General features: G+C 50.2%; 19 protein-coding genes and 3 pseudogenes. 6 read left to right on the forward strand and 16 right to left on the reverse strand.

Annotated features, from left to right (window positions below; genetic code table 11):
* Positions 1-60: 60 nt before the first annotated feature.
* Positions 61-1,133: pseudogene (locus tag K3T82_RS00450) on the reverse strand (aldo/keto reductase).
* Between the two features lie 437 nt (positions 1,134-1,570).
* Between K3T82_RS00450 and K3T82_RS00460 the strand changes: the two are divergent.
* Positions 1,571-1,963 carry a hypothetical protein gene (locus K3T82_RS00460; RefSeq protein WP_220191544.1) on the forward strand — a complete coding sequence of 131 codons (393 nt, stop codon included), beginning with the start codon at positions 1,571-1,573 and terminating at the stop codon, positions 1,961-1,963.
* A 311-nt stretch (positions 1,964-2,274) separates the two neighbouring features.
* Here K3T82_RS00460 and K3T82_RS00465 read toward each other — a convergent pair whose 3' ends face one another.
* Positions 2,275-2,652 (reverse strand): hypothetical protein, encoded by a 378-nt coding sequence (locus K3T82_RS00465; protein WP_220191545.1) that lies wholly within the window; start codon positions 2,650-2,652, stop codon positions 2,275-2,277.
* A gap of 42 nt (positions 2,653-2,694) precedes the next feature.
* Between K3T82_RS00465 and K3T82_RS00470 the strand changes: the two genes are divergently transcribed.
* On the forward strand, positions 2,695-2,877 hold the full coding sequence (locus K3T82_RS00470) for a hypothetical protein (RefSeq protein ID WP_220191546.1): 183 nt from the start codon (positions 2,695-2,697) through the stop codon (positions 2,875-2,877).
* Positions 2,878-3,069: 192 nt separating this feature from the next.
* On the opposite strand, the gene K3T82_RS00475 is transcribed toward K3T82_RS00470, so the two are convergent.
* The gene (locus K3T82_RS00475; protein WP_220191547.1) at positions 3,070-3,927 is read right to left on the reverse strand and encodes a sugar phosphate isomerase/epimerase family protein; all 858 of its coding nucleotides are present in this window, start codon (positions 3,925-3,927) and stop codon (positions 3,070-3,072) included.
* Between the two features lie 339 nt (positions 3,928-4,266).
* Positions 4,267-4,953: a dienelactone hydrolase family protein gene (locus K3T82_RS00480; RefSeq protein WP_220191548.1), complete on the reverse strand. Its 687-nt coding sequence runs from the start codon at positions 4,951-4,953 to the stop codon at positions 4,267-4,269.
* A gap of 434 nt (positions 4,954-5,387) precedes the next feature.
* On the opposite strand from K3T82_RS00480, the gene K3T82_RS00485 reads away from it, so the two are divergent.
* Positions 5,388-6,164 carry an amidohydrolase family protein gene (locus tag K3T82_RS00485; RefSeq protein ID WP_220191549.1) on the forward strand — a complete coding sequence of 259 codons (777 nt, stop codon included), beginning with the start codon at positions 5,388-5,390 and terminating at the stop codon, positions 6,162-6,164.
* Between the two features lie 144 nt (positions 6,165-6,308).
* Here the strand turns inward: K3T82_RS00485 and K3T82_RS00490 are convergent, their stop codons facing one another.
* Positions 6,309-6,698, reverse strand: a complete 390-nt coding sequence (locus K3T82_RS00490; protein ID WP_220191550.1) for a cupin domain-containing protein — start codon at positions 6,696-6,698, stop codon at positions 6,309-6,311.
* A 245-nt stretch (positions 6,699-6,943) separates the two neighbouring features.
* On the opposite strand from K3T82_RS00490, the pseudogene K3T82_RS00495 reads away from it, so the two are divergent.
* Both K3T82_RS00495 and K3T82_RS00500 read left to right on the forward strand, forming a co-directional pair.
* Positions 6,944-7,243: pseudogene (locus K3T82_RS00495) on the forward strand (aldo/keto reductase); the annotation flags it as partial.
* Positions 7,244-7,256: 13 nt separating this feature from the next.
* Positions 7,257-7,532, forward strand: a pseudogene (locus tag K3T82_RS00500) (SDR family oxidoreductase); the annotation flags it as partial.
* A 540-nt stretch (positions 7,533-8,072) separates the two neighbouring features.
* On the opposite strand, the gene K3T82_RS00505 reads toward K3T82_RS00500, so the two are convergent.
* The 11 genes from K3T82_RS00505 to phnC all read right to left on the reverse strand — a co-directional run bounded on the left by K3T82_RS00505 (position 8,073) and on the right by phnC (position 18,323).
* Positions 8,073-8,639: an HD domain-containing protein gene (locus K3T82_RS00505; RefSeq protein WP_220191552.1), complete on the reverse strand. Its 567-nt coding sequence runs from the start codon at positions 8,637-8,639 to the stop codon at positions 8,073-8,075.
* Positions 8,640-8,690: 51 nt separating this feature from the next.
* Positions 8,691-9,893: an alpha-D-ribose 1-methylphosphonate 5-triphosphate diphosphatase gene (locus K3T82_RS00510; RefSeq protein ID WP_220191553.1), complete on the reverse strand. Its 1,203-nt coding sequence runs from the start codon at positions 9,891-9,893 to the stop codon at positions 8,691-8,693.
* Positions 9,894-9,959: 66 nt separating this feature from the next.
* Entirely contained in the window at positions 9,960-10,661 is a 702-nt protein-coding gene (locus K3T82_RS00515; RefSeq protein WP_220191554.1) for a phosphonate C-P lyase system protein PhnL, read from the reverse strand.
* Positions 10,662-10,690: 29 nt separating this feature from the next.
* Complete coding sequence (locus K3T82_RS00520; RefSeq protein ID WP_236030907.1) at positions 10,691-11,554, reverse strand: ATP-binding cassette domain-containing protein; 864 nt, start codon at positions 11,552-11,554, stop codon at positions 10,691-10,693.
* Between the two features lie 27 nt (positions 11,555-11,581).
* Positions 11,582-12,547: an alpha-D-ribose 1-methylphosphonate 5-phosphate C-P-lyase PhnJ gene (locus K3T82_RS00525; protein WP_220191556.1), complete on the reverse strand. Its 966-nt coding sequence runs from the start codon at positions 12,545-12,547 to the stop codon at positions 11,582-11,584.
* Between the two features lie 6 nt (positions 12,548-12,553).
* Positions 12,554-13,810, reverse strand: a complete 1,257-nt coding sequence (locus tag K3T82_RS00530) for a carbon-phosphorus lyase complex subunit (protein ID WP_220191557.1) — start codon at positions 13,808-13,810, stop codon at positions 12,554-12,556.
* Complete coding sequence (phnH, locus tag K3T82_RS00535; protein ID WP_220191558.1) at positions 13,807-14,493, reverse strand: phosphonate C-P lyase system protein PhnH; 687 nt, start codon at positions 14,491-14,493, stop codon at positions 13,807-13,809. Before phnH ends, K3T82_RS00530 begins: the two co-directional genes overlap by 4 nt.
* A 16-nt stretch (positions 14,494-14,509) precedes the next feature.
* On the reverse strand, positions 14,510-14,926 hold the full coding sequence (gene phnG / locus K3T82_RS00540; protein ID WP_220191559.1) for a phosphonate C-P lyase system protein PhnG: 417 nt from the start codon (positions 14,924-14,926) through the stop codon (positions 14,510-14,512).
* Between the two features lie 178 nt (positions 14,927-15,104).
* Complete coding sequence (locus K3T82_RS00545; RefSeq protein WP_220191560.1) at positions 15,105-16,040, reverse strand: phosphate/phosphite/phosphonate ABC transporter substrate-binding protein; 936 nt, start codon at positions 16,038-16,040, stop codon at positions 15,105-15,107.
* 87 nt (positions 16,041-16,127) lie between these two features.
* Positions 16,128-17,414: a phosphonate ABC transporter, permease protein PhnE gene (gene phnE, locus K3T82_RS00550; protein WP_220191561.1), complete on the reverse strand. Its 1,287-nt coding sequence runs from the start codon at positions 17,412-17,414 to the stop codon at positions 16,128-16,130.
* A 114-nt stretch (positions 17,415-17,528) separates the two neighbouring features.
* A complete protein-coding gene (phnC, locus tag K3T82_RS00555) occupies positions 17,529-18,323 on the reverse strand; it encodes a phosphonate ABC transporter ATP-binding protein (RefSeq protein ID WP_268886604.1) in 795 nt (264 codons plus the stop codon).
* 420 nt (positions 18,324-18,743) lie between these two features.
* Here phnC and K3T82_RS00560 point away from each other — a divergent pair, with 420 nt between their 5' ends.
* A complete protein-coding gene (locus K3T82_RS00560) occupies positions 18,744-20,465 on the forward strand; it encodes a PhnD/SsuA/transferrin family substrate-binding protein (RefSeq protein ID WP_220191562.1) in 1,722 nt (573 codons plus the stop codon).
* Positions 20,466-20,564: the final 99 nt, after the last annotated feature.

The following is a 20,564-nucleotide window of genomic DNA, read 5'->3' on the forward strand; positions in this document are numbered from 1 at the left end:
TTCTGATAAAAGAATGTACTCAACCCGTGAGAATCTGGAAAGAGCTTCGCTACGCGCAGATTATTGTGGGTCTTGCGAGCGTTGCAGTAAATGTTCTATTTCAGATACCTGATGCTGATTGAGAGGACCAAACTGGAGTGCGGCAGCGTTCTCTTCGACCTGCTTGAGGGTCTTAAATCCTGGAATTGGAATAGTGTTATTGTTACGTGCCCAGATCCAGGCGAGAGCCCCTTGTACCAGAGTACGACCATCGCTGGTTAGGATTTCGCGTACTTGCTCAAGCTGCCTAAGTTGATCGGCCTGGAGGCCAGTCCGCAAGTTCCAATCCTGGCGGACATCGTCCTGAGGGAACTGAGATTGTTGGGTATACTTGCCTGTGAGCAGTCCCATCGCCAGGGGAGCCAGATTAATGCTAGCGAGGTGATACTCATCACAAACCGCAAGCATCTCAGGAGTATCTTCCAAAACGTTGAGTCGGTATTCAATAGCGGCGGCATGTGTTCGCGCCCCGAAGATTTTTGTTCCCTGCACTCTATCAGGCCAGGTACACCATCCATAGGAGCGGATTTTTCCAGCTGAAACGAGCTTTTCTAAGACATCGCACACATCGTCCAGGTAGACAGGATCATATTCACCGATATGGAGCATATACAGATCGATGTAATCAGTCCGCAGGCGATGTAGACTTCCCTCGCACGCGCGGCGAATATAGGATGGGCTGGCATCTCGACCGAGCATTTGGCGCGTGGGGCTATCAAAGGAAAAGCCGAACTTTGTGGCAAGCACGGCCTCCTGCCGTTTGCCAGTGAGTGCCTGCCCTAAGAGATCTTCGCTGTGTCCTCCCCATAGACATCAGCCGTTTCAAAGAAATTGATCCCCTGTGCGAGAGCGGCATGGATGGCCTGGATCGACTCATGATCATCCACATCACCCCAACCAAAGGGTCCACTTCCCTCTTCAATAGAAGCGCGAGTGATGCCTGCAATAGGCCAACACCCCATTCCTAATGCACTCACTTCGATCCCGCTTTTCCCTAATGTGCGTGTCATAGGATTGCCCATATGTTTCCTCCTAGAACGTTTATTGTCTTCAATGATGTGCTTATCATATGCTCGATACCTGCTGCCACGCATCCTCCTAAAGAAGCAAAACCTATGACCGACTCTAAAACCAAAACTTACCAAACGGCAAGCAGGTCTCAAATTGTTGTAAACAATCGATCTAGCTTAGTCTCATTCCCTAATTTCCCCCTTACTTCCCCTTGTTTCATTCATTCATGCCTGTTACACTATTCTTACTTTTCATAACACTCATTTATCTGCTCATCCCACAAGTTTGTAGCTCATCAGCCCCTCGCGCGCTCGTTCGCTGCATTGGCGAAGCTCCTTGTGACAAGACAGTTCGAATGAGTAAGAGAGCGCAAGCTGGATTGAAGGTTTACGCCGTTCCCCTTGATGGTTACTCATCCTATGAGTTGCCTTCAGGAGACCGGACAAGCTCTATCTGTCCAGAGGTTTCCTGTCCAACAAGTCACTCATCTTGCTCCTTGAAAAGAGCAGAGAGGAGCAGCATGCCCAAGTTTGAGGGTAGCTCAACCAAAGTAGGAATGGAGGTGACCGACAACGACCAACTGGCAGAACTCGTCGAGGCAGCTGTCCATAAGGCTGTGGACCAGTTCATCCGTGAGAAACTCGGTCACTCAACCGATGCCCCAACCCACCTCAACACGGCCGTGAGCATCGAACTCAAGTTCGATGGCGCACACGCGAAGAACACGTACAGAGTATCTCTTCCCGTGAGCGACTTCAGTGAGGCCAAGAGGCTACTGATGGAAGGAGACGGGAGCCGGCCGGAACACACAGTCCGGAATATCGTGAAGAAGCAGAGAGACTGGGCGCTCACCGGAGCTGGCAAGGAGGGTAAGGAGACCGTGTCACTCACTGTTTCCTTGCAACACGCCTGACAGGAGCAGCGCTCTCATGCACAAGGGCCGGGGGCTCGCCTCTGTAGAGGTGAGCCCCCGGCCCGCGCTTTTTTCTCCCCTCTCCAAGGAGAAATACGGCTGTGGTAAATCTGGTCACAGGAGAGCAGGTGCAATCGATACAACGAAAAACAACACTTACTTTGTAATTCATGAACGCAGCTGAGTGTGAGGCGAGGGCAAACTCGATTGATTTTAATACAGAGGGTCTCAGTCTTGGAGCAGATGGAGAAAGCCCAGTGAAGCGGGAGGGATCCTATAGGAAGACCCCTCCCACTCACCATGCACAGTACCTACCCGACAGCACTGACGATGTCCACGCCGCCGAGCCGCTCGATGAGCGCGTCGAGAAGCTCACCCAGAGCTTCGGACAAAGGACCTGGGGGTAACGCTCTGGGCATCCGATCCACCTCGTTGGCGTTGGTCATCCCATCGAGCCGGGCAGCCAGCGCGTCCAGAGCGGTGGAAAGCTGTTCGAGGGCACTCATGTCGCCCCGAGCATCCAAGGCAGTGGCATTGCTCGGTAGACGAAGAGCCTTCGCCAGCCTGTTCAGGGCCCTGAACAGCCCAAAGTAGCCGCGGTTCAAGCTGGTAAGTGAGGCCCATTTTGCCTCACGCTTTGCCGCCTGCACCGCGGTGATGAGGGCATCATTGTTCTGGGCAGGACTCATAACTATTCCTTCCCTCCCTTAAGAAGATGGAGTGAACATGACATGGTACTGCGCTTTGGCGCGGCCTCTGCTTCCGTTACACGGAAGGAAGTTCATCGTTGGAGGCAAACGGCCAATTTACCTCGCGGCTCCTCCAGCGTCCTCCGCTACGTCTCAGCGATCAAGACATGTGGAAGAACCATTACGGGGACGAACAAGGACCCGGTCACCTTACGAGCGAACTGACGAATCAGCAAGCCGCAATTTTTGGCGGTAACGACCAATGGGTTCATATCCCCAAGTATAGGTCAACACTGATTCAAAGGCAAGTTCAAATCATCCCTCTATGAAGAAAGATTTCCCCACTAATGGTCAGAAGTGAGAAGGTAAACATGTATGCATCCATTCGTATGTATATCTAGTTGCCTATACCGCGATTTACCCGAGGTCAGCCAAAGCCCAAACATTGTCCAGGCTTTGTTTGACTGCCTCCACACGCTCATCGGCAGGCAATTTCGCCAATTCAGCATTAAATGGCTCTACGACGACAGGGCCTTGATAGTTCATACGCCTCAATGCTTGAAGGAAATCTTTGATATTGATCTGTCCACTCGCGCCAGGTAAAAGGCGCTGATTATCGATCTGCTCATCAGCGCCTCGATGAGCAGGGGCATCATTCACATGAACAGAGACCACCTGATCAACGCTTAAAGATGCAAGATCTTCAGATGATCCATGCGACGTATACCAATGGAAGCTGTCAAGCAATATTCCAACATTCCCTGTGGCAAGGCGCTCACCAAGGTCTAAAGCCCCTTGAAGGGTAGAGATAAATTCATAGCGATGATCAGCTCGAAACGTCTTCGCCCCAACAAACTCCAGCCCAAAGCGGCAACCATAATCTGCAAGAATGCGCGCAACTGGCCGTAAGCGCTGGATGTGGAATTCCAGGTTAGCGTCATACTCAAGCGTATCAGAGAATGATTTAATCCAGGTATAGCATCGGGAACTCCCCAATGCTTGAGCGAGTTCTGCATATGCAGGGAGTTGCTCCAATCCAGCACGATACGACGCTTCATCGCCATAATAATCAACTGGTAGCCCCCACCCTCCAGCAAGCACACCAGCTGAATGAAAGTGATCCTTCACCTCTTGCACAGATGATGCTTTCGCGAGTCGAAACAATTCACCGAGAGGAAGATCCAGACCGGCAAAATCATGACGAGAAGCCAGTCCCAGTGCTTCTTCAAAAGGCACAGATAATGACAATGCACCCGTATTCAGGCAACGAAACATCTTCAATCTCCTGCGAAATTCTCTACTGAAATTGCTATCAATTGTCTTCGTCAAAATAAATTGTACGTTACGATTTTACGCTTTTTCAATGTGGTGAAGCGACACCATGGTGAGAAAATACGACTTTACCCTGTAATATCTATCCGTCTTTGGGAATACACCCATCGGAGGAGATTGGAAAGTGCAGACGAGCGAGACAATGATCCAGGTGGCGATGATCCGACTGCTGCTTTCGAGGCTGAATCGGATCATCTAAGAGCATGTCTTGCAGGACAGAAAGTCAACAGCATAAGCAACACTCCCCACACGAATATCACCTCCACAAAAAACTGCCTGGAGCTAGCGGCACAATTCGGCGTTTAGGAAGGCGACCGTTCGTTCCCATGCCAAAGTAGCGGCAGAAGCATCGTAATCCTCCACACGATTGGCATCGAAAAACCAGTGCCTCGTTCCTGGATACGTATAACAGGTCGCCTGCCTTCCTGCTGCCCCAAGTGCCTGCTCCAATTCCATGGCTGACTCCGCCGACACGTAGGGATCCTTCTCAGCAAAGTGGCATAGGTAGGCCGCTTTCGCGCTGTGATAATCCAGACCAGGATAGGTGGCATAAAAGGTCACGACGACTGCGATCTCCTCGGCCAAATTGATCGACATATCAAGCGCGTAAGAACCTCCCAGTGAGAAAGCGACAAAGCCGAACGCGCCGTGACCGTCTGTTGGGCGAGTCGCGCCGTGTTGGCGCAAGAATTGCAACGCACCCATGATGTCACCACGCCAGCGTTTCTCATTCCGATCCAGCTCCGCTCCCAACGCTTCGGCTTCATCGATCGACGCGGTTGTCTTCCCACGGTAGAAGTCGGGGGCAAGCGCCACAAAGCCCGCCTCTGCGAGCCGATCGCATGCCTGCTTGAACGGCTCTGTCAGCCCCCACCACTCATGCAGGACCAGGACCCCTGGCCCCTGTCCGCTTTGGGGCAACGCGAGATAGCCGGGTGTTGTGCTTTCGCCTCCTGGAAATACAATCATGGGACCTCCTCTATTTCAAAATTATTTCCCATCGAAAAGCCAATGGGTTCTTCAAGAAACATTCCGCTCAGGCACACCAAAACCGGTAAACGACCTAAAGTCGCACTGAGCAAAGAGTGGACTCTCGCTACCTGTATTGCAAAACAGGTTCTGAGCAACTTGCGCAAATCGCTGAATTCACAAGAGCTGTTAAGAAACGAACACCTCATGCATACGATGTAAAATATAATTTTCGGGAATCGGAGTATGATATCATCTTTACCTTTCTTGTGTTCATCTGATACACTGAAAGCAGGCGGAAAGCCGGGTCACGTAGGACTGGTACCTCCAATTTTCGCCACATCATTCCACACACATCGTCATCATCGTTTATCGCAAAATGGATTTTCAGGCGATGAGATGGGATGCCATTTCGAATGAAGAAGGTTATCTGTATGGATGCAATTCATTATCCCATTTTTGACAGTCACTTCCACATTATTGATCCACGTTTTCCTCTCGCCCCCAATCAAGGCTTTGTCCCCGAACCCTATAGTATTGAAGACTATCGCACTCGAACCGCAGCATTTAATATGCAAGGCGGCGCGATCGTCTCCGGATCTTTTCAAGCACATGATCAAGGGTATCTGCTTGAGGCTCTGCGACGGCTGGGGCCAGCCTATGTTGGGGTAACACAACTCCCAGTGGATGTATCTGATGAAATTATCCTATCCTTACACAAGCTAGGAGTGCGTGCGGTGCGCTTCAACTTACGACGCGGTGGAACAGAACAGCTCAACTGGCTCGAAGAGATGGCGCGACGCATTTTTTCTCTCGCAGGCTGGCATATCGAAGTCTACATAGACTCACGGGATCTTTCATCTCTTGCGCCACGACTCCTTGACCTGCCCAAAGTATGTATCGATCACCTTGGCCTCTCACGCGAAGGATTCCCTGAACTGTTGAGACTGGTTGAACGTGGCGTTTACGTCAAAGCCTCTGGTTTTGGCCGCGTCAACATGGATGTGCCAACAGCGTTGCGTGAGATTACACGTCGTAATCCACATGCACTCCTCTTTGGGACAGATCTGCCCTGCACCCGCTCTCCACGCACATTTCAAGATGCGGATGTCACACTTGTGTTGGAAACATTAGGGGAAGAGATGGCACATAACGCCTTCATCAAGAACGCGTTAGCCCTCTACAAACCCAGGCAGGGACAGCCTGGGTGATTCGTCAGGTGACGGAATAGTAGTCAAATGGCATCTGGACAACATATGGATCGATTCCATATGTTGTCCAGATATACATAATACACATCAATACATTTCGCGCATAAGCCAACGTATCAATCAAAAATGGTCTAAAATAGATGCCTACTCCACCACCTCTGAGGCAAAATGGCGCATAAGCTCTTTATGCTCTTGAAGAGGAGCCTTATGCAAGGCAGCTATCAACTTCCGCAACCTTGGTGTCATGATAATAAGATAGCGTGTTGGGCCCGCAGCCTCAAAATACGTATGCGCAACTCCCGCTGGCACAAATACGGTTGTTCCAGCTGAGGCCTCAACAGTTCTATCACGAAACCGAAAGGTCAAAGTTCCCTCCAAGATGTGCCATGCTTCATCATCGGCGTAATGGACATGCAGATAATCTGGGCCACTTCCACTCCACTCATGAACGTCAAAGGTCCTCCCTGTTGCACTGATGGAGGGTTGGGACTCCTCCCGCACTTGCTGATCTGGAACGATAATGGGTTCAGTCATGGTAGCAGTCTCCTCTCATGTGCCTTAACTGACTCTCAGAACATTGAATAATTCCCACAATGATCCACAAATGCGGTTACACATCAAAACGGAGAGTATCGCTTCGTGCGAGCCCTGAAACCAACACCAGCGGCAAAGAGTTCTCTTCGTGCTCCATCAATCCGCGCCAAAAAGTTTCTCTTTCCGTAACCGCTGTACATCGTGCATAGGGGAAATGCCAAAGAGGTTTCTATACTCGCGACTGATTCGATACCTCAGACATTCGCAGCCGCAACCCTCGCTTCACTCCAGAGGCCGTCAAAGCAAATCAAGCCGTTATCGACCTGCTGGTCCAGATTGGAGAGGAGAAACAGGCAACCCCAGCACAGGTCGCGCTCGCCTGGCTGCTCGCTCAAAAGCCGTGGATCATACCAATACCAGGTAGCCGCAAGATTGAGCGTCTAGAAGAGAACATTGACGCAGTCCATATCCATCTTACTAAAGAGGATTTAGAAAAGATCAACAGTACATTTTCCACGATCACTGTCCTGGGGGATCGCTACTAAGGCAGGGATATTGGCTGCCTACAAGACAGCTGTGCTGGTAATCTCCGAAGGGCTACGCCAGGAAGTCAAACCCTATAACATTCGCACGACGATGATCTCACCGGGCGCGGTAGACACAGAACTTCCCAGCAGCATCACTGAGCCAGATATTGCTGAAAATGTGCGGAAACTCTATGAAATGGCCATTCCAGCTGACTCCTTTGCACGGACTGTTGCCTTTGCCATAAGCCAACCCGACAACGTGGACATCAATGAAATCTTGTTCCAGCCCACAAGCCAGGAGCTTTGAGGGGAGACAAACATAGTAACCAACCAGTGAGCACCAAAACTGAGCCACGCATCGTGCAAATTCTATAGCAGTGGGGGTTGCATCATCTCAAATAGCTCATGCGACAATCGGTGTGAGCTTCTCTCTAGCAATGGGAAGCCAAGAAAGTAAGTTGTGTTTGCAAAATGGAGACAGAAGGTCTATACTCGTAATGTCTCAATCAACAGACGCGTCAGTATTGAAGACCATCTCTGCTATGTGGGTCGCGCGAATGAAAGTTGCGCTGAAAACACCGCCAGCAAAGGTGCATTTCTCTCAGTGTCTCTTAGACTTTCATGACTGAGAGAAATGAGTCGAAGCCGAGAGCTTGCTAGATATCAGGCAGCGACTCGGCTTCAACATTTTTGGATAGAATTACTATTCATTCTTGCAATGCAGCCTGATATGCAGAATCGTTACTAAACAGAGATTCTGCATATCAGGCGTAAATGCTGGATACTACTCGCCAGTTGTAGTGAAATGGGAATAGCATCTCGCTCCTACTATAGGGAATCTCAATCCTTATTCGTGGGAGCGGCTCTTATCTGCCAGGCGTAAAGCAGCTACGCGCTGAAGTGTTGCGCGAAAGAACTCGATATTAGTGACTTCATACTCAGGATTCTTTCCCGCGTCGTCACACTTACGCAACAGGAGAGCATCCTCGGCCCAGGGGTTCGCTGCAAAAGCCGCGACCTCTTCCTGATTCATAAGCCCTCCTTGACGGATCATCGTCTGCTGCGAGACAGGGGAAAGAGTAGACCAGTATTCCTGGTCAGTTGTACAGAGATAACGTTTTGCATCTGCATGGGCGCCTATGACCCAGGCGATTCGCTCTCCAAAAAGAGGTCGTACCAATTGCGCTGCCCAGGATGCATGGTCAGACTCTGCGACACGGCCATCACCAAGGTCATGCAAAAGTCCCGCAACGATGAGATCGTCCTCTGCGCCCTGGCGGCGTAATTGTTCTGCGGTCTGGAGTTGGTGCTGCCAGAGATCAATCACTTCGCCATCACTCATGCCTTGCTGCTCTTCAAGGGCTGCCCAGGCTTGATCCGCATTTTGAAATGGCTCCAAAATTCCATGTGTCATTGCCATTGTCTCCTACATATTGTGCTTCGGATTTTCGTGTCTAGACGATCGTTACAAAACCACTGCCTCTGCGCCTTTTTGTAAGTGACGAACACCAGCAATACTGAAGTGTTCTTGTCCATCGAGGATGACACGCTGAACACGTGGCTGGAAATGCTCGTTGACGTCAACCAGTATCAGGTCGGCGATCTTCCCCTTTTCAAGCGAGCCATACTCGTGGCCGATTCCTGCTGCTTGAGCCGGATGCAACGTAACCATGCGCACCGCTTCTGGCAAAGTCATATAGTGCTTCTTTGCCAGCAAAAAGGCCGATGCAAGCATCGCGGACGGATAATAGTCAGAGCAGAGTGCATCAACGGCATTCGCTTCTATGGCTGAAAGCGCACTTAAATTCCCGCCGCTTGAACATCCACGTAAAACGTTGGGCGCACCCATACAAACTTTCACACCAAGCTCATGGGCCCGCTGAGCGGCCTCCATAGTTGTAGGGAACTCGCTAATCGAGACACCAAGTGAATGCCATTGGTCGGTTAGTTTGGGTGTGTCATCGTCATGGATCGCAAGAGGAATGCCGGTCTCACGTGCCACCTGACTAAGAGCAATAATACGGGCAGGCTTTTCAGCAATTTGTTGGCGCTTACGCGCAATCAACGCATCAACCTCTTCAGGAGTCCGATGAGTAGTGCGAACCACATACTCTTTAAATGCCTGCTCGGTTCGATACTGGCCCTGACCCGGACTGTGATCCATCATAGAAACCAGAGCGCTTATGCCTTTACGCATCATCTCGATTCCCTTCTCACATCCATGCTGGCTGGTGAGTTCGAGACGGGCATGAATCTTATGGCGAACGAGGAGCCGTTTCTGCACACTCTGTACATGCGCGGTGAGTTCGCTAAAAAAGTTTTCCGAGCGAACCCCAAACTCATTGTCATCCAGGCTGAGAGCGTGAAACTCCGTGGTGATGCCACAACCAGCCAGGCGCAAATCCGCCTCCTGTAGCGCTACAGATATGTCAACCTGGACACCCGGGCGGGGCTCGACGAGTTTCTCTATCATATCGCAGTGAAGGTCGATCAGCCCTGGAAGCAGGTAATTTCCGGCAGCGTCAATCACGTGAGTGTTGGATTCGACCTGTGGACATATTTGTGCTTGTCCCTGGTCGAGAATGCGCTCACCATCTATGAGTAGCCAACCATCATCGAGCACCTGGTCATGTAGTACAAGCCTGGCATTCGTTATGAGTGTTTTCACCAGCATCCTCCTACTATATCAAGTATTTTTCTCTGCTTGCGTCTCTATTGAATATTAAAAACGCCTTTATACCTCAAGCCAGAAGGTATCGTCAGCAAGATCCTGAATTGCCGCAATATCATGTGAGACAGTAAGAATCGTGACACCTTTCGCAGTGGCTTCGCCTATCATGTCAAGCACAATTGATTTGGAGACGGCATCGAGACTGGCGGTTGGTTCGTCAAGCAAGAGAATGCGCGGCTCAGCTATAAAAGCCCGTGCCAGGTTTAAACGTTGCTGCTCACCACCGCTAAAGGTAAGAGGGCTAGCCAGCCAGCGGCTCTCTTCAATTTGTAGGCGAGCCAGCCAGCGGGAAGCTTCTTCTAAAGCCTCATTACGCGGCACGCCGCGCCTGATCAATGGTTCAGCCGTGACGTCCAGCGCTGGGACACGCGGCAATACTTTCAGAAATTGTGAGCAGAAGCCAAGTTCTTGTTCACGTAGACGAGAAATAATATTTTCATCCGCCGAAGCAATATCTACCGTGCCAAATTCCTCTGAGTCATACCATATGTGGCCCTGGTTCGTTAGATAGGTCCGATAGATGCACTTCAAAATGGTCGTTTTTCCAGCGCCGCTCTTGCCGCTAATCATGAACAGGCTGCCCTGGCGCACGTTAAATGTCACATCGATAAATGGCGTAATGATACGACCATCCACAAGGTGGAGCTGAAATTGCTTGCCGAGATTTTCGACATTTAGGATGTAGGGAGCGTCTATAGTATGCATCTTATTCCCTGCTACTTGCTGTTAAGAAACTAGAGTGCTGAGGAGACCAACAACTGTGTGTAGGGATGTTGTGGATCTTCCAGAATTTGATCGGTCAAGCCACTTTCAACAATACGCCCGTTCTTCATGACAATCGTGCGGTTTGCAAGCTGCTTGATGACCCCCAGATCGTGCGAGACCAGAAGCATGGTCATCTGCAATTCCCAGCGCAGGCGTTTGATGAGATCGAGCACTTTTGCCTGAACTGAGAGATCCAGGCCACTGGTCACCTCATCCAGGAGCAGAACAGTGGGGTTACTTGAGAGTGCTTTCGCAATCTGCACACGCTGGAGCATGCCACCACTAAACTTGCGCGGCTCTTCATCGATGCGCTCGGGTGGTAGCTCGGTCAAGCGCATCAATTCGCTCGTTCGCGAACGGATATTGCCAACATGACGCCAATTCGCGAGGAGCAATTTTTCTGCCACATTACCCCCCACAGTAAAGTTCATGTTTAAGCCAAGCTCCGGACGCTGGTAGACAATTCCGAGCTGCTCGTTGCGAAACTGGCGACGTGCGTACTTATCTAAGGTGAGGAGGTTGACTGGCTCATGCTGAGATGTCTGCTGCTCATCAAGCTCACGATACCAGAGTTGGCCTTGCTCGGCGGGCAGGCTGAGGTTCACAATCTGCATCAGCGTACTCTTACCGCTACCACTCTCGCCAACAATGCCCAAGACCTCGCCCTGCTCAAGTGTAAAGCTAACATCTACACATCCGGTAACACTTCCGCACACCGGACAACGATTGGTGGTATCTGCCCCGGTGAGTGCTTCGCAGTAAGCACAGCCAGGACCATAGCGTTTATGAAGGTGCTCCGCTTTGAGAACCCAGGGGCGTTCTTCTGTATACATATATTCTCTCTCCATCTCTGCTGCACACTACAATGAAACCTCAGAATTCTCAGATGAGCTTTGCTGGCGTAAGCGCTTGTCGCAATAGCTTGTATCTGAGCAGGTAAACATCCAGCGCCCCTCATCTCCAGGCCTTTTCGGCTCAACGAAAGAGCGCGTCAGGAATGTATCATTAGCGCCGCAGCGCTCGCAGAATTGAGAGGGATCATGTTCCGTCTTAAAGGGGTAATCCTCAAATTGAAGGGGCACTACTTTTGTATAGGGAGGAATGGCATACACACGCTTCTCACGGCCAGCCCCAAAGAGATAGAGCGTCTCCGCCATGTGCAGGCGCGGCACATCATAGCGAGGAATTGGCGAGGTATCCATAATGTATCGATCCTCAACCATTACCGGATATTGCGAAGAGATTTCAACATCGCCAGCGCGTACAACACTTTCATACATAAAGACCCACATCCGCCCATAATCAGCTTCAGCATGCATCTGTGCAGAATGCTCCAGGACGGGCTCCACCCAGCGCAATGAATCAGCCATAGGCACTTGGAAGACAAGAATCTGGTCGTCGCGGAGCGCTTCCTCTGGGATGCGGTGACGTGTCTGAATGATAGATGCCTGAGTAGTATCAGTTGTGAAATCAACCCCAGTTGTCTTTTGGATGAGTCGGCGGAGGTTTACGGCATTTACACTATCATCGTCACCCTGGTCGATAACTTTGACAGTGTCCGATGGCTCAACCAACGTCATCGTCACCTGCAAGCCGCCAGTCCCCCAGCCACGGGCAATAGGGAGATCCCTGCTAGCAAAAGGCACCAGATGGCCTGGGATAGCAACCGATTTGAGGAGTTTGCGGCGGACTTCGCGCTTGGAATCTTCATCGATAAAGGCAAAGTTGTAGAGCGCCTCGCGCTCACCTGTAGTTGACTGTGAGCTATGCTGCTCCTCATCCTTCTGTGATTGCTGTAGTAGTGTTTGAAGTATGTCCTCTTGCATGTCCGCTTATTCCTGCTCCTGCTCTTTGCCCTGCTCGGGAATCAACTGCAATAAATCATCGATCTGTTGCATGGCCTGATGGCGCTGTCCTGCGGACTCAGCAGAGAGAGATGAATGATGTTCCTGCGCACGCTCCAGCACACTAATATTTGCCTGGAAGGTAACATAGTGGGGCAGCTTGAAGTGGGCAGTAAAACCACTGGCTTCAATGCCGTCGCTATGCAGCAAGACAAACTCTTCATTAGCAGCAGGACCAGAAGCTCCATGTGAGCTCCCTTCTTTGGCCGCACTCATTACGCGGTCGAGCATAGACATACTCATAGCTTTTACCTCGTTTTGTCCAAAGCTAAAGCCATAACCCAGGCCAAATTTGGGGGTTCCAGACGCTACAACCTCTGGTCCCGCTTGTTTTTTTTCCTCATCATCTGTAAAAGCTTTAGAAACCACTTCGCACTCAGTCGCAAAGATTTCACCGATGTCTACCGCTTCCCCAGTCAGGGGATGCGCGACCTGTACTGGTAAATAGCCTACACGCACCTCTCCAAGTGTGGGATGTGCATCGCCATAACCTCGCACGCTGCTATACGCGAAAGCGAGCAAACTACCAACATCAGCCTGTGCCAGAGATTGTAAGCGTGCGCTCCGGGGAACCGGAAAAACCAGGGCCTTGCGAGTGATGTCATATGGCTCCGCCTCGGTCTCCACTCGTTCCTGGGCAGGAATATCAACGAGTATGCCCTGTTCACGCATGCTTTCGATCACCTTTGGGAAAACTGGTGCGAGCTCCGCATCTTCTGCCTGCTTGAGCAATTTCTCTTCGATCTCGCATAAGATTTCACGGGTCGAGGCGCTACTTTCTTCGGTGAGCAGCGTGTTCAATAAACGTAGGTGGTAATCGCGCGTTGGGCCAAGTATCTGTCCACCGGGAATGTCCTTAAAAGTAGCCGAGATACGGCGTATTGGTCGCATGCCCACACCTTCAATGGGGAGACTATAATCCAGGCGTGGAATGGTGGAACGATAGGCTCTCAGTAAAAAGCTTGCCTCTAACGAGTCACCTTCGCCCTGTTTCAGCGCTAAAGCGGCCAGTTCTGGCGCATAGAGAGCCCCCTCACTCATAGCGCGATCAACAGCCAGGCGCATTTGATCCTGGATCTGGCGCGTCTGAATAGGCTCACTTTGTCCTTTCAAGCGGTAATACTCTACCAATTGTTCGGCGTTTAAGACTGCCTGTGAGCCACCTTTTACCGCAACATAGGTCATGCTTTTACCTCCTCTGTATGCTCTCGCATGCTGATTTGCGTGGTGCGTGGCAAGCCGATACAGCCCCCCTCCTGATCCACAAGATAGAGGTCAATGCCCAAAGGATATCCCTGGCGTGCCTGCTGCAGTGCGTGATACATGCTTTGAGAAAGTCCCCAGAGCACTATTTCGTGTGTGTGTTCAATGCCAGGGCCGCTCAATGTAAGCTGTAACCCTCCTTCGTCAATACGCCCCCCCTCCTCATGCGCTCCAAGCTGTACGAGCCGATCAACGCATACAAATGCGGTCGCGCTATTTTCGGGTTCCAGGAGAGTGCCTATATGGAGTTGCGAAACGAGCTCAGCGCAGGCATCATCACCAAAGAGAACAAAGTGAGCTTTCTCAGGAGCTGTTGTCCCTGAGTTAGTACATAAGGACATCCATTGCATAAGGGCACTCTCCCGGGGTAGCCACTCTCCATGAGCCGCGACCGTAAAGGATACCTCACGATCAAGGAGAGAGAGCAGAGCGCCCAGAGCGAAACTATTGACATGTTTTGGGGCCTCATGTTCCACCTGATAGGGAGGAAACGTGTCCGCAAATATGGGCAGCTTGTTATACTTGCCAGGTCGCGCCATACAGTCGAGGAGCAGGCGGAAGGTACGCGTGTTATAGAATACTTGCCAATCCAGTGCAGTTGCCATTATTATCTCGCCTTTCCTACATGCGCTCAAATTCAACTTTGGTTGCCAGGGCCAGTCTTTGTTCCTGCGCGTTGTAAGCCGCGATGTGCTGGTCCAAAGTTTCTAGCTCTTGACGAAGGCGGGCAGCTATTGCACCTTCCAGGCGCAGCGCGGCATCAACCAGAGCAACCGCCAGGGCGCGGCGAGGGCTATCACCAATAACCATCCCAAAGCCAAATTGTTCATTGAGCGTAAGTCGTACCTCTGTCACCAGGACTTCACCAGCATTAAACAGGCTATTGGCAACGGTCTCACGCATTCGCAACATAACTAAACCCACGCTAGGGCCATGGAGAATTTTTACCTGTTCGCGAGGATATTCATGCATTACCAGCGAGGCTAGTCGGCAGATATCAGCTTCTGGGGCATTCGCGAGAATACGGTAGTGTGTCATGCCTCGTGTCTCTCTAGGAGAGGGGAACCAGATCAAAACCTGGTCGCCCTCTCAGTCTTCCAGATGTCGTCTCCAGCTATCGTACTGGTTACTCTTTGCCTGCGATGTGAGAAGCGGTCACACTCAATTACCATGAATTTGCGAGGACAGCCTCTCCCATCGCACAGGTCCTTTCAAACTATTTCAGCTTGGTAAGATCCAGGTTGAGGGATTTAGCGACATCACGCAGATTGTCATACGAGCTGTTATCATCCTTAGTGAAGCCACCAGCATTCATTGGCTCAAGCAGTTTCTTATCCTTGATTGCCACGAAGGCATCGCGAATCGCGTCCTTGTCACTCTGACTCAACTCTTTGCGAACGGCAATCGGGCTGTTGGGAATAGGATCACTCTTGCTGATGATCTTCACATCACTCTCTTTGACCTTGCCCTGTCTGACCAGCTCAGCGAACGTGTCGCTTGCGACCGCACCAGCATCGGCTTTCCCGTTGAGGACAGCCAGCAGTGAGAGGTCGTGCGAGCCAGTGAAAATCCCCTTGACATCCTTATCAGGGTTGAGGCCATTCTTCACCATCGTATAGCGAGGGATCAGGTTACCGCTTGTAGAGGCGGGATCAACAAACGAGAAGCTGTGACCCTTAAGATCCTGCAACGAATTGATGCCCGTTTTAGGTGTTGTGATGATGTAGCTCTGATAATGGTCAGAACCATCAACAGACAACTGGCGCAGAATTGCTTGAGCATTATATTTGTCAGCTGCCAGGACATAGCTGAAGGGGCCGAACCATGCAACATCGAGCTTCTGGCTGCTCATTGCCGTAATCGTGGCGCTATAGCTGGTACCCACTGTCAGATTTACCTTCACACCACACAACTGGCGGCTCAATTCGTCAGCAAAGGGGCGAGTCGTCTCCATCACTTTTGTGGCATTCTCAGCAGGAATGACACCCAGGTTCACCTGGCTCAAACTCACTTTGTGGCAGTTAGGATCGCTTGAAGTGACCGCGTTTGTGTTAGCATTGTTGCTTCCGCAAGCGGCGAGCACCATGAGGCAGAGCACCAGCAAAGTACCCAATGAGCCAAATTTCTTTGCGTAAAGCTTTACGCTTGACATAAAAATAAACTCCTTTTTCATGTTTGTTCTCAAAGATAGAGAAGCTAAATATGCACATCTATGTACTACTTAGTCCCAAACCAGGGACTAGAGAATTTTTGAGCGAATATAATCGCTTACACGGTCGAGCAGAATGACGACCAGGACAAGTGAAGCAATAATGACTGAGACATGCGCGTATTCAAAGAGCGAGAGGTTTGCCTGTAAGATAAAGCCGATACCGCCTCCACCTACAAAAGCGACCACCGTTGAGTCACGCACATTGGATTCCCAGTAGTAAATTGATGAACTTATAAGAAGTGGGAACGCCTGAGGAATAATTCCCCAGCGAAAAATCTTCAAACCATTGGCTCCCGTCGCACGTAGTGCCTCAATAGGTTGCACTTTGACTGATTCAATGGCTTCGGCGAAAAGTTTTGTCAGCACCGCAAGAGAGTGAATTCCCAGACCAAAGGCACCTGCGACAGGACCTAGACCAACGAAGGTAATACATACCATTGCCAGGATCAGGGATGGAATCGCGCGGAGAGTATTGATAATGGAACGCACGACGTTATAAATCACTGGATGCGGCGTTGTGTTACGAGCGGCTAAAATACTGAGTGGTAAGGCTCCTACGACGCCAATCAAGGTTGCGAGTACGGCTGTCTGAATCGTAAGGAGCAGTGGATTGATGACATTACCGAAATAGGACCAGTCCGGCGGCACCATATCTTGAAGGAAACGTCCTCCACTCGGGCTGGTAAAGAGATCGACGAATGATTGCCAACCAAAGCCATCAATACTACAACCCCACCAGACAAAGCCCACCAGCAAAGTAACGCCCGCAAGCGCACTTCTCATAAGAGCAAGGCAAGCCAATAGCATAACCAACACCAGGACGAGGAGCAGATTTATGTCCACTGCCTGTACTGTATAGGTAAATATCCCCAGGTCGATGCCATGTAGAGGCCCAAGATGACCAGCCCCAAGCAAAAAGAAGCCAGCGAGCGCCAGGAGCAAGATCGATGAGATAAGTGAATTGCGGCTACGCCATGCGTCTGTTCGTGGTCGTTTGAATGCCTTTACGCCAATGTTATAGAGCATCAAAAGCAGGAGCAGAATTCCAATGGTCATGTTGACTGGAAAAGAGATCATCCAGCCAGCATTCATTGAGCCGAAATCAATAACCCGCGAGACAAGCAAAGCAGCCAGTAATGCACACCCCCCAGACGAAAGAGCCAGCATCCAACGTAGTTTCCCCAAAGGAAGGCGTAAATCTGGTTCGGGACCACGCAACCAGCGTTGGAAGCCAGTACGCACCTGATTCTGAGCAACAGCTCTTGTGCCATTAGGAGATACCGAAGGAATTTTCTCTTCAACAGGGACAGACATATCTATCAAACTCCTTCATAATTCCTCAAATTCTACGAGATACGCCCACTTATCTTCTTAACACGTTCTTTAGAACAGAGAACGCGCAAAGGTGGAAGCTCATAATAGTTTTGTCTACGCAGATTGTTCGTAGCGCGAAACGCCAGTAAGGTTCGCGCCGCGATAGATCTCACGCAGGATTTCCGCATTCAGATCGGATGGAGGGCCATCGAAGAGAATCCGCCCTTGAGCAATACCAATGATGCGATCAGCAAATTGTTTCGCAGTATCTATATCATGAATATTGACCAATGTTGGAACACCCTCTTCCTTCGCAACTCTACGCAGGTCATGTATGATGCTCCAGGAAAGCTCAGGGTCAAGGCTCGCAACAGGCTCATCCGCAAGAAGCAAGAGTGGCTCTTGTGCCAGGGCTCGTGCAATGGCAACACGCTGTTTCTCTCCTCCTGAGAGTCGGTCTGCGCGATATGTCGCCCGTGGGAGCATATTAACACGCTCCAAGCAGGCAAGGGCCTTTTCGCGATGTGAACGGCCAAAATAGCCTGTTAAAGCTTCAAAATTGTTTAGGTACCCTAGTCGTCCGGTTAACACGTTGTGCAAAACAGATAAGCGGTCTACCAGATTAAATTCCTGAAATATGAAACCAATGTGACGGCGTAGAGCTAATTGCTGATCATCATCCATACTCACCAGATCTTTTCCCTGAACGCGAATACTCCCTTGCGTCACAGGAATCAATCCATTGAGACAGCGAAGTAGCGTTGATTTCCCAGCGCCACTGCGACCAATAATACAGATAAATTCGCCATGCTCGACTTTGAAGCTCATAGAGCTCAAGGCTTCATAGCCGTTTGAGTATATTTTTGAGAGGCCTTCAACCTCAAGAATGGCTGTGTTTGACGTACTCAAGAGTTCTTTGCCTATTCTTTCTTCATTTCTTTAGAAAGCATTATCCAATTTCTGGTATCAAACGCCTCTTACTCCTTATGCGAAAACCTGAGTGCGCTTGCTGCTACGAGCATTTACACCACCTCTGAGGCAGTTAGCACACACGCGCCAAGATGTTCGTGTAAAGAGTGAGCATTCTCTGTATCTCAATCTTCAGTCGCGTAAGGCTTTACGCACTTATGTTGTACCTTTTTTGGAAGGGCAAGTCAATCAAGAGGAGGTAAAGCGTCAGTAAAAAGTGAAGCGCGCTTCTTAACAATCGCTAAACAGTAACTTAATAAGTAGCAAAAAATGCCAGTGAGAAGAATGAGGCTCGTAAGTTTGATATATGCTTAAAGGAATAGTTGTAAATAGTCAGGTGGCAAGTTATAATTCATATTCATGAAACAAGAAGTGCAACGAGCCACATCCCCATTCGTCTTTGCAACTGACCCAGGCTTCGAACGTGGACTTGGTCATTCACAAACGAGGGTACCTCAACTAGAGCAATATTTAAGCCGATACCTCCAGCAGGAGGTCCAGGTGATGCTCAGTCAAAACTATGAAGAGATACTCACGGGCCTGGAAGAGGGGACAATTGATGGGGCAAAACTTGGACCCTATGCGTTTGCCCTTGCTCAGGCTCGTTTGGGAGTAAAACCGCTTGCGAATCCTATCGAAATTCCTTCGACTCAGGGTGAATTGCCTCCTCCTTATCGAAGCCTGATCTTCACGCACACTGATAGTGGGATAACCCACCTGGCGCAGTTGAAAGGCAAGTCATTTGGCTTTGTTGGCCCGCACTCGACTTCTGGTTTCCTTGTCGCGACATTTTTGCTTCAGCAGGCAGGTATTGATGCCAATGTTGATTTACAAGCGCAATTTTTGCACAGCCACCATTTGGTAGCACAAGCGGTATTGAAGGGAGAAGTGGCAGGAGGAGCGATGATGGAGGCAGAATGGATACGCCTTGCTCAGCAAGAGCGTTCTCTCCCTCTGAGGAGACTGGCAACATCGCCGCTCTTATCTCGCGGTCCTGTGGTCATCCGCTCAGGGTTACCAACACAGGTAGAGCGAGACTTGCTGACGGCTCTTGAGCAGTTGCACCAGAGCCAGGAAGATTTTACAGAACTGCTTCTCTTTCCCAATCAGCGCTTTGCCCCAGCTACCCATCGCGAACACACACTCAAAACAATCGCCAATCTTGCTGGAGTAAGCTATGCGACCGTCTCACGGGCTATTAATGGACGTGATCGCATCTCGTCTACGACGACTGCCAGAATTTTACGTCTGGTTGAGGAGTTTGGATATCACCCCAACATTAATGCGCGCAGCCTGCACAAAGGGCGTAGCGATCTAATCGCGATGTTATTGCCAACTCTGGACTATCCACAGATAAATGAAATTATATCCGGCATCCAGAGTGAACTTTTGAAAGCCCAGATGCAACTCCTTGTTTGTCCTATTGGGACCCATCCAGCACAGGATCGAACGACGCACCAGAAAGCCTATCTGCAGATGCTCACAAGTGGCCGTTTCGATGGCGTTATTCTCACTCAATGGAGTACCCTTGACTCCTCAGCTCTTGATAGTGTCATTCGCAGTGGCAATCCCTATGTAGTATTTGAACAGGATATTCTCAGTGAGGGTCTGCAAGCTATCTATAACTGGGTGCGTAAGCGAGGAAGCAGAAAGATGGTGCTTATCATTGGGCCAACGGCCTGGCTTGAACCCGCGACATTGCAGCGATTTTGGGCACAATTTTCAGATATTACGGTACATCAATGGACAGATATTGAGCAATGTGGGCATCTTATTGAAAACCTTCAAAACTCCTTAGAACCTCCAGATGCTTTTGTGTGTAGTGATGATCAGACTGCCTGGCATGTGAAACAATCTCTCAAAGTGCGCATAGATCAACCGTTATTGGTGAGTTGCGGTCAAACCTCGCTGTCTCATCTCATCGGATGGCCAAGCCTGACCTTTGATGGGCCGATCCTGGGTCGCGTAGTTGCTGGACGTTTGCTGAGAATGCTCAATATACCTCTCCCTCAGTATGAAGACCATATCAACTTCCGCGTTGAGACTGGGACCGTATCTTCCATAGATGACAACTATGCATAGCAGACAGTCATCTCGACGACCTTGAGCAGCTATATGCTTATAACCATATCGTTCTTTGTGATCACAGGTGATCGCACTTAACACATTCGTTTCACAAAC

Origin of the sequence: Ktedonospora formicarum (genome assembly GCF_016587355.1) — a bacterium.
GTDB lineage: Bacteria > Chloroflexota > Ktedonobacteria > Ktedonobacterales > Ktedonobacteraceae > Ktedonobacter > Ktedonobacter formicarum.

Excerpts from the sequence above, each read along its gene's own strand:
- K3T82_RS00475 (WP_220191547.1), bottom strand. The coding sequence starts at position 3,927 with ATGTTTCGTTGCCTGAATACGGGTGCATTGTCATTATCTGTGCCTTTT.
- K3T82_RS00520 (WP_236030907.1), bottom strand. The coding sequence starts at position 11,554 with ATGTATACAGAAGAACGCCCCTGGGTTCTCAAAGCGGAGCACCTTCAT.
- K3T82_RS00545 (WP_220191560.1), bottom strand. The coding sequence starts at position 16,040 with ATGTCAAGCGTAAAGCTTTACGCAAAGAAATTTGGCTCATTGGGTACT.
- K3T82_RS00505 (WP_220191552.1), bottom strand. The coding sequence starts at position 8,639 with ATGACACATGGAATTTTGGAGCCATTTCAAAATGCGGATCAAGCCTGG.
- K3T82_RS00515 (WP_220191554.1), bottom strand. The coding sequence starts at position 10,661 with ATGCATACTATAGACGCTCCCTACATCCTAAATGTCGAAAATCTCGGC.
- K3T82_RS00460 (WP_220191544.1), top strand. The coding sequence starts at position 1,571 with ATGCCCAAGTTTGAGGGTAGCTCAACCAAAGTAGGAATGGAGGTGACC.
- K3T82_RS00530 (WP_220191557.1), bottom strand. The coding sequence starts at position 13,810 with ATGACCTATGTTGCGGTAAAAGGTGGCTCACAGGCAGTCTTAAACGCC.
- phnH (WP_220191558.1), bottom strand. The coding sequence starts at position 14,493 with ATGGCAACTGCACTGGATTGGCAAGTATTCTATAACACGCGTACCTTC.
- K3T82_RS00525 (WP_220191556.1), bottom strand. The coding sequence starts at position 12,547 with ATGCAAGAGGACATACTTCAAACACTACTACAGCAATCACAGAAGGAT.
- K3T82_RS00490 (WP_220191550.1), bottom strand. The coding sequence starts at position 6,698 with ATGACTGAACCCATTATCGTTCCAGATCAGCAAGTGCGGGAGGAGTCC.
- K3T82_RS00465 (WP_220191545.1), bottom strand. The coding sequence starts at position 2,652 with ATGAGTCCTGCCCAGAACAATGATGCCCTCATCACCGCGGTGCAGGCG.
- phnG (WP_220191559.1), bottom strand. The coding sequence starts at position 14,926 with ATGACACACTACCGTATTCTCGCGAATGCCCCAGAAGCTGATATCTGC.
- K3T82_RS00470 (WP_220191546.1), top strand. The coding sequence starts at position 2,695 with ATGGTACTGCGCTTTGGCGCGGCCTCTGCTTCCGTTACACGGAAGGAA.
- phnE (WP_220191561.1), bottom strand. The coding sequence starts at position 17,414 with ATGTCTGTCCCTGTTGAAGAGAAAATTCCTTCGGTATCTCCTAATGGC.
- K3T82_RS00480 (WP_220191548.1), bottom strand. The coding sequence starts at position 4,953 with ATGATTGTATTTCCAGGAGGCGAAAGCACAACACCCGGCTATCTCGCG.
- K3T82_RS00485 (WP_220191549.1), top strand. The coding sequence starts at position 5,388 with ATGGATGCAATTCATTATCCCATTTTTGACAGTCACTTCCACATTATT.
- K3T82_RS00560 (WP_220191562.1), top strand. The coding sequence starts at position 18,744 with ATGAAACAAGAAGTGCAACGAGCCACATCCCCATTCGTCTTTGCAACT.